Below are 10,934 nucleotides of genomic sequence, written 5' to 3' on the forward strand. Positions count from 1 at the left end.
CGGGTCGAGAAGCCGATCCGGGTGCAGGACGGCGACAAGTTCTGCATCCTGCGGCCCGCCCCGGGATTCCGCGTCACCTACTCCATCGACTTCGGCGGCCGGTTCCCGGGATCCCAGCACTACTTCCTCGACGTCACACCCCAGGGGTTCGCGGGGGCGGTGGCCTCGGCGCGGACCTTCGGGTTCCTCCACGAGGTGGAGTTCCTCCGAAAGAACGGCAAGGCCCTCGGCGGAAGCCTGGAGAACGCCGTGGTCGTCGAAGGGGACCGGGTGCTCAATCCCGAGGGGCTTCGCATGCCCAACGAACCCGTTCGCCACAAGGTCCTGGACGCCATCGGCGACCTGGCGCTCGTCGGCCACCCGATTCAGGGCCACCTCATCGTCCACAAGGGCGGACACGCGATGCACGACCACCTGGTGAAGGCGCTCCTGGCGCGGCCGGACGCCTGGACACTTGTGGAGGTCGAAGCCGAGGCCCCGGTCCGGCCCGCGCTTCCCCGCCAGGTGGGGGACTCCCTGGCCCCGGCACCCGCCTGAGCGTTCGTTCCCTTCAGACCCCTCGACCGCCGGTCCGGCAGCGTTTGGGCCGGCGGTTTCTTGTGCCCGCCGGCGGGGGCCAGCGCGGCTTGTTACCGGGAACCTCCTCGCCTTAGAATCGGGCTCTTTGGGCGGCCGTGGGCCCCCGGGGAGTCCCGCGTTGACGTATTGGCGTCTCATCCTCTTCGCGTTGCTTCTGCTCCTTGCCGGTGTCGGAGGGCCGGTTGGGGAGCCGTGCGCCGCGGAGACGCCAGTGCCCTACGTGACCGACGTGCGGCTCGAGCGGGGGCCCAGGGGGGATCTCCTGGTTTCCTTCCGGGTGGAGAAGGCCCTCGTTCCCCAGTTGCGGGAAACGTTGGAAAGCGGGCTTCCCGTGCGGTTCACGTTTTGGGTGCGGGTGGACCGGCCCAGAGCCTGGGCCCGGGACGAGGTGCTGGCCGACCTTCAGCTCACACGCACCTTGGAGAAGAACAACCTCCAGAACCGGTTTCACGTCACCTTTGAGGACGGGTCGGAGGGGCCCGAGGTGCCGGAACTCGAAAAGGCCGTGAACGCGCTGGCCCGGGTGGAGCGGCTGAGCCTCCTGCCCCTGGACGCCCTCAGGGGCCCACCGGCCTTCCTGCGGATCCGGGCCCGCCTCCAGGAGTTCCAGCTCCCGTTCCGGCTCCACCGCATCCTGCCGTTCGTCGGGCTCTGGGACGTGGAGACCCCCTGGTACGTGGTCGAGGTGCCGCGGGAGTTGCCATGAGGTGGCCCAAGGGTTCCCTCCGGCGTCCGGCGGTGCTCCTGGGGCTAAGCATCCTCCTGGTCCTCTGGGGGATCCTGGCAGCCGTGCTGTGGCGTTCGATGGGGCTCGGGGGGGCCTCGGTGGGGGAGAGCCTCGGGTTTTTCGCCCTGGTCAACCTCCACATCCTGCTCCTACTCCTGCTCCTTTATCTCTGCCTTCGGAACCTCACGAAGCTCGTGTTCGAGTGGCGGCGGGGCGTGCTCGGCGCCCGCCTCCGAACCCGCCTCGTGTTGGCCTTCCTCGCCATCACGGTGATCCCGACGGCGCTCTTGTTCCTCGCCAGCGCGGGGTTTCTGGCCCGAAGCATCGACAGCTGGTTCAGCGACCGGGTGGAGGGCGCGCTGCGCCAGGCCCTCGAGGTGGCGCGGGCCTACTACCGGGAGCAGGAGGAGCAGGCCCTGGAGATCGCACGGCTCCTGGCGAAATCCCCGGACGAGCTGGACCTCGCCCGGGGCGTGGAGAAAATGGGAGCCGCCGCGGTGTACCTGGTGACGTCGGACGGGCGGATCCGGGCCCGGGCCGCCCACCCCGACCGCCCCACGGCCCCGCCGCCGGGCCCGGCGAGCCCTCCGGTGAAGGAGGCCCTGGAAGGGAAGGAGGGAGCGACCCTCCTCAAGACCGACCGGGGCGACTTCATCCGGGCCGTGGTCCCCGCGGGTGGCGCCGGCGCCCTGGTGGTGGACCTGCACCTGCCGGGCCGGACCTTGGAGCGGTTGGAGGACATCACCGAGGGGTTCGAGGAGTATCGCCAGCTCCAGATCCTCCGGACCCCCATCAAGGTGAGCTACATCCTTCCCCTCCTCCTCGTGGCCCTGCTTCTCGTGTTCGCCGCGATCTGGTTCGGGTTTTACCTGGCCCGGGGCATCACCGGGCCGATCCAGGCGCTGGCCGAGGCGACCCTTCGGGTGGCGGGGGGCGACCTCAACTTCGAGCTCGAGGTGCCGAGCCGCGACGAGGTGGGCGTGCTCGTGGCCTCGTTCAACCGGATGACCCGGGACTTGCGGGCGAGCCGGGAGGAGGTGGAGAGGGCCCAGGCCACGCTGGAGCGGGCCAACGCCGAGTTGGAGGAGCGCCGCCGGTACATGGAGATCGTGCTGAGCCGGGTGACCGCCGGGGTGGTGAGCGCAGACCCCCAGGGCCGGATCACCACCGTGAACCCGGCGGCCTGCGACCTTTTGGGCCTGCCGCCCGACTGTGTGGGCCGGATGTACAGCGAGGTGCTGCCGGCTGAGGTGAACGCGGCCCTGACCGAGATCGGCCGCGAGTTGGAGCGCTCGCGCCACGACTCCATCCAGCGCCAGGTCACGGTGGAGCGCGAAGGTCGGCGGAGCACCCTGATGGTTCACATGACCCGGCTGCGGGACGACGAGGGGCGCCACCTGGGCACGGTGGCCGTGGTGGACGACCTCACGGACCTCGTATTGGCCCAAAAGGCCCGGGCCTGGCAGGAGGTGGCCCGGCGCATGGCCCACGAGATCAAAAACCCCCTCACCCCGATCCAGCTCTCGGCCCAGCGGCTGCGGCGCAAGTACGCCGGGCTCCTGGAGTCGGAGGAAGGGGCCGTGCTCGACGAGGCCACGCGCACCATCGTGGCCCAGGTGGAGGGCCTCAAACGCCTGGTGAACGCCTTTAGCCGGTTCGCCAAGATGCCCGAATCCCGGCCGGCGCCCGAGGACCTGAACCGGATCGCGGACGAGGTGGCGGGGCTCTACCGGCCGGCCCACCCGGAGATCCGGTTCGAGGTCCGCCTGGATCCCCAACTGCCCACCGCGCTCGTGGACGCCGAGCAGATCCGCCGGGTTCTCGTGAACCTGCTCGACAACGCCGTCGCCGCCCTGGACGGGGTGGAGGAGGCCTGGGTCGAGGTGGTCACCGACTACGACCCCGCGGCCCGGCGGGTGCGGATCTCGGTGGCCGACAACGGCCCTGGGTTGAGCCCCGAGGCCAGAACCCGGCTCTTCGAGCCCTACTTCTCGACCAAGGAGGGGGGAACCGGGCTCGGGCTCGCGATCGTGAAGAGCATCGTCACGGACCACGGGGGCACGATCCGGGTCCAGGACAACCGGCCCCGGGGCACCCGGTTCGTGATCGAACTTCCGCTCGACGGGACGAAACCATGAGCCGAACGATCCTGGTTGTGGACGACGAGGAGGCGATCCTGGCGACCCTGCGGGGCGCCCTGGAGGACGAGGGGTACGAGGTGGCCTCGGCCGGAAGCGGGGAGGAGGCCCTGGACGGCCTCGACGCGGCCGACCCGGACGTGGTGCTCCTGGACGTGTGGCTCCCCGGCATCGACGGGGTCGAGGTGCTCCAGAAACTGCGGGAGCGCGACCCGGACCTTCCCGTCATCATGATGTCGGGCCACGCGACGATCGAAACCGCGGTCAAGGCCACCAAGCTGGGGGCCTACGACTTCATCGAGAAGCCGCTAAACCTGGATCGGCTCCTCCTGACCATCGAGCACGCCGTGAAGGCCCGGCGGCTTTCCGAGGAGAACCGGTACTGGCGCGAGCGCTGGGGCCGGAGCCCCGACCTGATCGGCGAAAGCCCCGCCGTGCGGGAGCTCAAGGAGCAGATCCGGGTCGTGGGGCCGACCCGGGCGTCGGTGCTGATCACCGGGGAAAACGGCACGGGCAAGGAGCTGGTGGCCCGGGCGGTCCACCGCGCCAGCCGCCGGCGGGACGGCCCCTTTGTCGAGGTGAACTGCGCGGCCATCCCCGAGGACCTGATCGAGAGCGAGCTCTTCGGCCACGAAAAGGGGGCCTTCACCGGGGCCACGGCCCGGCGGCGGGGCAAGTTCGATCTGGCCGACGGCGGCACCTTGTTCCTCGACGAGATCGGGGACATGAGCCTCAAGACCCAGGCCAAGATCCTCCGGGTGATCCAGGAGATGCGGTTCGAGCGGGTGGGGGGCACCAAAACCCACGAGGTGGACGTGCGGATCATCGCGGCCACCAACAAGGACCTGGAGGAGGAGATCCGGGAGGGCCGGTTTCGGGAGGACCTCTACTACCGGCTGAACGTGGTGCCGATCCACGTGCCGCCCTTGCGGGACCGGGCCGAGGACATCCCGCTTTTGTTCCGGCACTTCGTCGAGGAGTACTGCCGCGAGGAGAACCGGGAGCCGGTCGAGGTCGAAGAGGCCGTGTTCGCGGTGCTCCGGGCCTACCCGTGGCCCGGGAACGTGCGGGAACTCAAGAACGTGGCCGAGCGGATGGTGATCCTGTGCCGTTCCGACCGGCTCACAGTGGACGACGTGCCCCCCGCCGTACGGGGGCAGGGCCGCGGCTCGGGGAGTCCGGTGAAGCCGGGGCTCGGGCTTCGGGAGGCCCGTCGGCAGTTCGAGCGGGACTACATCGCCCGCCATCTCGAGGAGGCCGGCTGGAACGTGCCCCAGGCGGCCGAGGCCCTCGGGGTCGACCGGTCGAGCCTCTACAAGAAGATGAAGGAACTCGGGATCGAGGTGCCCGGGACCTAACCCTTCCCTTCCCCCTCGGGACGGACCCCGGGGATCCGCGCGATCACCGAGGATCCCCCCTTCACCTTCTGGCCCGGCTGGACCCAAAGCTCCACCCACTCGGGAAGGATCACCTCGGTGCAGGAGCCGAGCTTGATCAGCCCGAGCCGCTCCCCCTTCCGGAGCCGGTCGCCCGGCCCCACCCGGCACACGATCCGGCGGGCCAGCATGCCAGTGATCTGGTGGACCACGGCCCGGATCCGTTTCCCTTCGATCCCGATCGTGTTGCGCTCGTTGAGCTCCGAGGCGTGGTCCCGGAACGCCGGGAGCATCTTCCCCTGGCGGTAGGTCTGGAAGAGCACGGTCCCGCCGATGGGGGCGCGGTTGATGTGCACGTTGAACACGTTGAGGAAGATCGACACCCGCACCCCCCGGCCGCCCAGGAACGGCTCGTCCACCGTGTCGATCCGGAGCACCTTGCCGTCGGCGGGAGACACCACGAGGTCCGGGTCGGGCGGGATCTCCCGGTCGGGATCCCGGAAGAAGAAGGCCACGAAGGCGGCGAGCCCCAGGGCGATCCAGGCGAGGGTCGACCAGCCCAGCAGGCCGAACACGGCCGCCGCTACGACGAGCTTCCAAAGGTAAGGCCACGCATCGGGTGCGATCGGGAGCATGGACGGATTCCTGGTGGGACGGTACACGGCCAGAGGGTTTACTTTTGTAAGGGTCCGCCTTTATAGCTGAAAGGGGGGGCTGGGGGAAGTCGGAATCCATGATTTGGAGGGGCGTTCCATCGGGGAGCTTGGTGCGCCGCCCCGTCGCACGGCAGCGGTGCCGGGGCACGGGGCCGGGGTTCTCCGGGGGCGGTTGTAGGTGGGGCGGTCCGATTTCGAGCCCCGGAGTTCAACCCCCCACCCCGAGCCTTCAGGCTTTGACGACCGTGATTCGGTAACCGGTTTCTTCCGGGCTCACTTCCTTCACGCCCCACCCTTGACTCCGGGCGGCCCGGATCACGTTCTCCTTGGCGGTATCGGTGTCCACCAGGACCTCGAGTGTTTCCACCCGGCCGGCCCGGATGTGCCGCAGGACTTCCAATACCGGCTGGGGGCACGACAGGCCCCGCGCGTCCACGATCTCGTGCACGGATCCCTCCTTCAAGCGGTCTTGTCCCGCATGGTCCAACCGATCAGCAGGCAGATCGCCAGTCCCACCGCCACGGCGGCGGGGCCCAGGGGGCCGACCCCTGCCGGAGAACTGGCGAGGCCGAAGTTGTGGGCGAACGCAGCCCCGGCGAACATGCCCAGAACAAACATGGCGGCGTCTCCGTCTCCCTCTCCGGCGAGGAAGAGTTGACGCCCCGGGCAGCCCCCGGCTAGGGCGAAGGCCAAGCCGGCCAGCGTCATGCCGGCAAAGTTCCAGATTCCCTGGGTGTGGGCAACGGGTTGGCCGGCAAAGCCGGGTTGAAACTGGCCGAGGCCAAGGTTTGCCGCGAGAGCGGAAACGAAAAGGGCCAGCACCCCCAGGAAAAGGTGTGGTTCCCGGAACAGGATGAGGTCACGAAACGCTCCCATGGTGCAGAATCGGCTCCGTTGGGCTAGGAATCCGATCACGAGCCCAGCCCCCAACGAGGCAAGCACGGGGGCATGCAGGGCTCCTGGTCCTTTCACGCTGTAAAACAGCACACCGCTTCGGGGTTCGCCAGGGATCGGAGGGTTGAAAAGGGCCAGGCCCAGAAGTCCCGCCATGGCGGCCGGCAGGATCCACCCGGCGGCTTTGTGGGAGGGACGGGCACGGCCGAGGTTGTAGCCGGATCGAAGAAAAAGGGTGCCGATCCAGATGCCGGCCAGCAGGCCGAGGATGCCAAGGATGGCGTTGCCGTCACCCCCGGCGAGCCGGAGGAGCGCCCGCCAGGGGCAACCGAGGAAGACCAGCGCGCCGATCATGGCAAAGGCTCCCAGCAGGAACCGCACGACCGGGGCCGAACCCGACCGGCTCCGGAACTCTCCGAAGGCGTGGGCGGCGACAAAGGAGCCCAGCACGAAGCCGATGATCTCTGGTCGCACATATTGGACCGCTGCAGCCCGGTGGAGGCCTACCGCTCCGGCGATGTCCCGCTCGAAACATGCCACGCAAACCCCCATGTTGCCTGGGTTGCCCCACTTTTGGAGGAGAGCGGCCAACACGCCGATGAAGGCTCCGACGCCCACGATGCCCCAACGGCTGGCGAACATGTCTCGAAACCGCATTGGACTGACACCTCCGTGGGTTTGGGGACGGGTACAACTCGCGGCCGTGGGGTTTGCACGGCGGCAACCGGGATGCGAATTGTCCAAACTGATACCATAAAGGTGGAATTCCCTCGAATGGGAAGTTTTGATACCCAGGGGCCGAGGGATTGAACGGCCCGATGGGTTTTGCTACGTAGGCCGGGGAGCGAATCCACCGCGCCGACAGGGCGCTCGGAATCGCGACGAAGGTGATCGACAGCCAACCCTCGATGACGCTGGAAATCTGGCATGGCATGGCTTTCGTTCGTCCACGCCGCGGACCTCCACCTCGATGCCCCGTTCCAGGGGTTCTTCGGACTCCCGGAGGAGCACGACTTCGTGTTCGAGACGCTCCGGGAGGCCACGTTCCGGGCGTGGGGGAACCTGGTCGATCTGTGCCTGGAGCGCCGGGTGGACTTCCTCCTCGTGGCCGGAGACCTCTACAACGGGGCCGACCGGAGCCTGCGGGCCCAGCTCGCGTTCCGGGACGGGGTGCGTCGCCTGGCCGAGGCGGGCATCCGGGTCTACGTGGCCCACGGGAACCACGACCCCCTCGACTCTTGGGTCCACTCCGTGCGGCTTCCCGACACCGTGCATGTGTTCGGGCCCCGGGAGGAGTCGGTGGTGTTCGAAAAGGAGGGGGACCCTGTGGCCCGGATCCACGGGGCGAGCTACCCCCGCCGGAGCGTGGGGGCCGGATTCGGGACGGGGTTCCGGCGGGAGGGCGGCGAGCCCTTCCAGATCGGGGTACTCCACTGCACGGTGGGGCCGGCGGGGGGCCACGAGGTCTACGCCCCCCGAACCCTGGAGGAGCTTAGGGCCTCGGGGCTCGACTACTGGGCCCTGGGCCACGTCCACACCCGCTCGGTGCTCTCGCCCTCTGACCCCTTTGTGGGATATCCGGGGAACCTCCAGGGCCGCCACGCCAACGAGTCCGGCCCCCGGGGCGCCTGGGTCGTCCGCGTGGACGGGGAGGGGCCGTTGGCCGAGCCGGAGTTCGTGGCCCTGGACGCGGTGCGCTGGGACCGGCGCACCGCCTCGATCGACGGGGTGGAGAGCGTCTCCGACCTCCTGGAGCGCCTGGAGCGGCTCGTGGACGAGGCCGGGGAAGCGGCAGGGGGGCGACCGGTGGTCCTGCGGGTGGAACTCGGGGGACGGGGGGCGCTGCACCGGGAGCTCGCCCGGCCGGGCGCGTTGGAAGCGCTCCTCGAACAGGCGCGGGAGGCCGGCGCGGCCCGGGATCCCTTCGTGTGGGTCGAGCGGATCGAACCCGCCACCCGCCCCGCCGCGGACATGGAGCGCCGGCGGCAGGGCGACGATTTCCTCGGCGAGTGTCTCCGGGTGATCCAGGGGTTCCGGGAGGTCGGCCCGGCGGGGTGGGAGCCCCTGCGGGCGTGCCTGGCGGAGCTCTACGGGGCGGCCTCGGTGCGGCGGGTCCTGGACGAGCCGGACGAGGGGGAGCTCGCGAAACTCCTGGAGGAAGTCGAGGCCCTGTGCCTCGACCGGCTCGCGGACGAGGGGGACTGATGCGGCTCCGGGAGATCCGGGTCGAGGGGTTCGGCGCCCTCAAAGACCTCACCCTCACGGGGCTTCCCGAGGGGCTGTGCCTGTTTCTGGGGCCCAACGAGGCGGGGAAGAGCACGCTTCTCGCCTTTGTGCGCCGGGTTCTCTTCGGGTTCCCCGACCGGCGGTCCCGGGCGAATCCCTACGACTGCCCCCCGGGGGTCCCGAAGGGCGGTCGGCTCGTGTTCGAGCGCAACGGGGACCGGGTGGTGGTGGAGCGGTTCGAGGGGCCCCGGGGCGGTGCCGTGCGGGTCCGGTTCGGGGACGGCACGGTGGGGGGCGAGGCGGAGTTGCGAAAGCTCGTGGGCTCCACCACCCGCGACGTGTACGAGAACGTGTTCGCCTTCAGCCTGGAGGAACTCCAGACCTTCGAGACGCTCGCGAACGAGCAGGTGGCCGAGGCGCTGAGCGTGGCCGCCATGGGCGAAAGCCCCCGCCGGCTGGCCGCGGTGCGGGGCGGGCTCGAGACCGAGATCCGGGAGCTCTACACGCCAAGAGGCTCCAAGCCGGAGATCTCGCGGCGGCTCCGGGCTCTCCAGGACCTGGCGGCGGCCCTGCGGGACGCCCGGCGGGACCCCGAGGTCTACGAGGGCCTGTGCCACGAGATCGAACGCCTGGAGGCCCGGCGGCGGGATCTCGAGGCCGAGCGGATCGCACTCCAGGAGCGGTTGGCGTGGGCGGAATCCCTGACCAAGGCGTGGCCGGTGTGGGCGGCCCGGGAGCGGGCCCGGGTGGAGTTGGCGGCCCTGCCGGACACCCGGGGGTTCCCGCCCGACGGGCTCCGGCGCTTTGAGGGACTCCTGGAGCGGCGCCGGAACCTCGACGAGCGGGCGCAGGACACGCTCCAACGCCTCGCCCCGTTGCAGGCCGAGCGGCGGGCGCTCCGCTGGGACGAGGCCGTTCTCGCGGCCGAGCCCGAGGTCCGCGGGCTGGAGCGGCGTCTCGCCCGGTTCGAAGGGGCCCGGGCGCGGGTGGGCACCCTGGAGGCGGAGGTGACGGCCGCGAGGGGACGGCTCCGGGACCAGGCGGCCCGGCTGGGACCGGGGTGGGACGACCCGGCGCGCCTGCGGGCCGTGGACCTTTCCCGGGCGGCGCGGGATGAACTGGAACGGGTACGCCGGGAGCTCGCGGCGTGCCGGGACGGCCTGGCCGCGGCCCAGCGGGAGGAGGCCGAAGCCCTCCGGCACCGGGAAGAGGCCAAACGGGAGGAGGAAGCCCGGAAGAAGGCCCTGGAGGCGCTGCCGGAGCCGGTGGCGTTCCCGGACCGCCGGGAGATCCAGGCCCTCTACGCGAAGCAGCAGGCGGTGGAGGCCGCCCTGCGGGAGGCCCGGGAGGTGGGGGCCGAGCTCGAGCGGGGGGCCGAGGCCCTCGCCCGGACCTTCCGGGGGCTGGGCCCCGACTGGACCGAGGAACGGTTGGCGGCGGCGCCGGTGGGGCCGGCCCTGCGCGAGGCCCTTCGCGAGCGCCGGGAGGCGTTGCGGGCCGCGGAGCGGCGCCTGGAGGAGGCCGAGCGCGCCCTCGCCGGGGCCCGGGGGCGGCAGGCCGAGGCCGACGATCGGGCGCGGGCCGCCCGGGCGAAGTGGGAGGCCGCGGCGGGCCCAACCCCGGGGGGCGAAGAGACGTGGGAGGACCGGCGTAGGGCGTGGGAGGCGCTCGAGGCGGCCCGGGCCGAGTACGAGCGCCTGAACGAGCGGCTACGCAGCCAGGAGGCGAGGCTCGCGGACCTGGAGGAAGTCCTCGCGGCCCCGGCGGGTCGAGCGGGGCGATGGCTTTCGGCCGCTCTTCTCTTCCTGGGGGCGGCCCTCGGGATCTGGGGCGCGGTGCGGGCCGAAGGGCTCGCGCTGGTTCTGGCGGCCGTGCTGGGTCTTGCCGGGGCGGGCGGGCTTTGGCTCGCCCGCCGCGGGGCCGGGAGGGCCGAGCGCCTGTCCCGACGCCGCGACGAGATCCGCGCCGAGGTGGCGGAGCTCCGGATGCGCCTCGACCGGCTCGCGGCCGAACTTCGGGACGGGGCGGCCGCCTTCGGGATCGGGGATCCCGAGGACCCGGCGGCCTGGCGGGCGGCGCGGACCGAGCTGGACCGGCTGGCCGCGCGGGCATCGGAGGTCCGGGCGCTCCGGGCGGCCCTGGAAGAGGCCGAGGCGGAGGCCGAGCGGGCCAAGCGGGCCGTGGAAGCGGCCGAGGGCGCCGTGGCCGACGCCGAACGCGCGCTCGCCGCGGAGCGGGAGCGGTGGGCGGGCTGGCTCCGGGACCAGGGGTTCGGGGAGACCCTGGGGCCCGAAGCGGCCGTGGAGGCGCTGCGGACGCTGGAGGCGGCGCGGGACCG

Annotated in this window: 9 protein-coding genes; 6 read left to right on the forward strand and 3 right to left on the reverse strand. The window is 71.1% G+C overall.

Annotated features, from left to right (window positions below):
- From ACY0I8_RS12755 to ACY0I8_RS12770, 4 genes are all read left to right on the forward strand, one after another.
- Positions 1 to 537, forward strand: a 537-nt coding sequence (locus tag ACY0I8_RS12755) for a UDP-3-O-acyl-N-acetylglucosamine deacetylase (protein WP_461395045.1), incomplete at its 5' end; no start/stop codon positions are given.
- 253 nt (positions 538 to 790) lie between these two features.
- Entirely contained in the window at positions 791 to 1,285 is a 495-nt protein-coding gene (locus ACY0I8_RS12760) for a DUF4390 domain-containing protein (protein WP_461395046.1), read from the forward strand.
- On the forward strand, positions 1,282 to 3,444 hold the full coding sequence (locus ACY0I8_RS12765) for a sensor histidine kinase (RefSeq protein ID WP_461395047.1): 2,163 nt from the start codon (positions 1,282 to 1,284) through the stop codon (positions 3,442 to 3,444). Before ACY0I8_RS12760 ends, ACY0I8_RS12765 begins: the two co-directional genes overlap by 4 nt.
- A complete protein-coding gene (locus ACY0I8_RS12770) occupies positions 3,441 to 4,802 on the forward strand; it encodes a sigma-54-dependent transcriptional regulator (RefSeq protein ID WP_461395048.1) in 1,362 nt (453 codons plus the stop codon). The genes ACY0I8_RS12765 and ACY0I8_RS12770 overlap by 4 nt, the downstream gene beginning before the upstream one ends.
- Here ACY0I8_RS12770 and ACY0I8_RS12775 read toward each other — a convergent pair.
- The 3 genes from ACY0I8_RS12775 to yedE form a co-directional block, all read right to left on the reverse strand.
- Positions 4,799 to 5,455, reverse strand: coding sequence for a phosphatidylserine decarboxylase family protein (locus ACY0I8_RS12775; protein WP_461395049.1), 657 nt, complete (start codon positions 5,453 to 5,455; stop codon positions 4,799 to 4,801). The two genes, ACY0I8_RS12770 and ACY0I8_RS12775, sit on opposite strands and share 4 nt — an antisense overlap.
- 250 nt (positions 5,456 to 5,705) lie before the next feature.
- On the reverse strand, positions 5,706 to 5,924 hold the full coding sequence (locus ACY0I8_RS12780; protein WP_461395050.1) for a sulfurtransferase TusA family protein: 219 nt from the start codon (positions 5,922 to 5,924) through the stop codon (positions 5,706 to 5,708).
- 11 nt (positions 5,925 to 5,935) lie between these two features.
- Entirely contained in the window at positions 5,936 to 7,027 is a 1,092-nt protein-coding gene (gene yedE / locus ACY0I8_RS12785; RefSeq protein WP_461395051.1) for a YedE family putative selenium transporter, read from the reverse strand.
- 270 nt (positions 7,028 to 7,297) lie between these two features.
- Here yedE and ACY0I8_RS12790 point away from each other — a divergent pair, with 270 nt between their 5' ends.
- Both ACY0I8_RS12790 and ACY0I8_RS12795 read left to right on the forward strand, forming a co-directional pair.
- Complete coding sequence (locus ACY0I8_RS12790; protein WP_461395052.1) at positions 7,298 to 8,575, forward strand: metallophosphoesterase family protein; 1,278 nt, start codon at positions 7,298 to 7,300, stop codon at positions 8,573 to 8,575.
- On the forward strand, positions 8,575 to 10,934 hold a 2,360-nt coding region (locus tag ACY0I8_RS12795), incomplete at its 3' end, for an AAA family ATPase (protein ID WP_461395053.1). The genes ACY0I8_RS12790 and ACY0I8_RS12795, both read left to right, overlap by 1 nt.

The organism is Deferrisoma sp. (genome assembly GCF_054681715.1).

What these genes read in the sequence shown, in the direction of transcription:
- ACY0I8_RS12765 (WP_461395047.1), top strand. Translation starts at nt 1,282, where the DNA reads ATGAGGTGGCCCAAGGGTTCCCTCCGGCGTCCGGCGGTGCTCCTGGGG.
- ACY0I8_RS12770 (WP_461395048.1), top strand. Translation starts at nt 3,441, where the DNA reads ATGAGCCGAACGATCCTGGTTGTGGACGACGAGGAGGCGATCCTGGCG.
- ACY0I8_RS12775 (WP_461395049.1), bottom strand. Translation starts at nt 5,455, where the DNA reads ATGCTCCCGATCGCACCCGATGCGTGGCCTTACCTTTGGAAGCTCGTC.
- yedE (WP_461395051.1), bottom strand. Translation starts at nt 7,027, where the DNA reads ATGCGGTTTCGAGACATGTTCGCCAGCCGTTGGGGCATCGTGGGCGTC.
- ACY0I8_RS12790 (WP_461395052.1), top strand. Translation starts at nt 7,298, where the DNA reads ATGGCATGGCTTTCGTTCGTCCACGCCGCGGACCTCCACCTCGATGCC.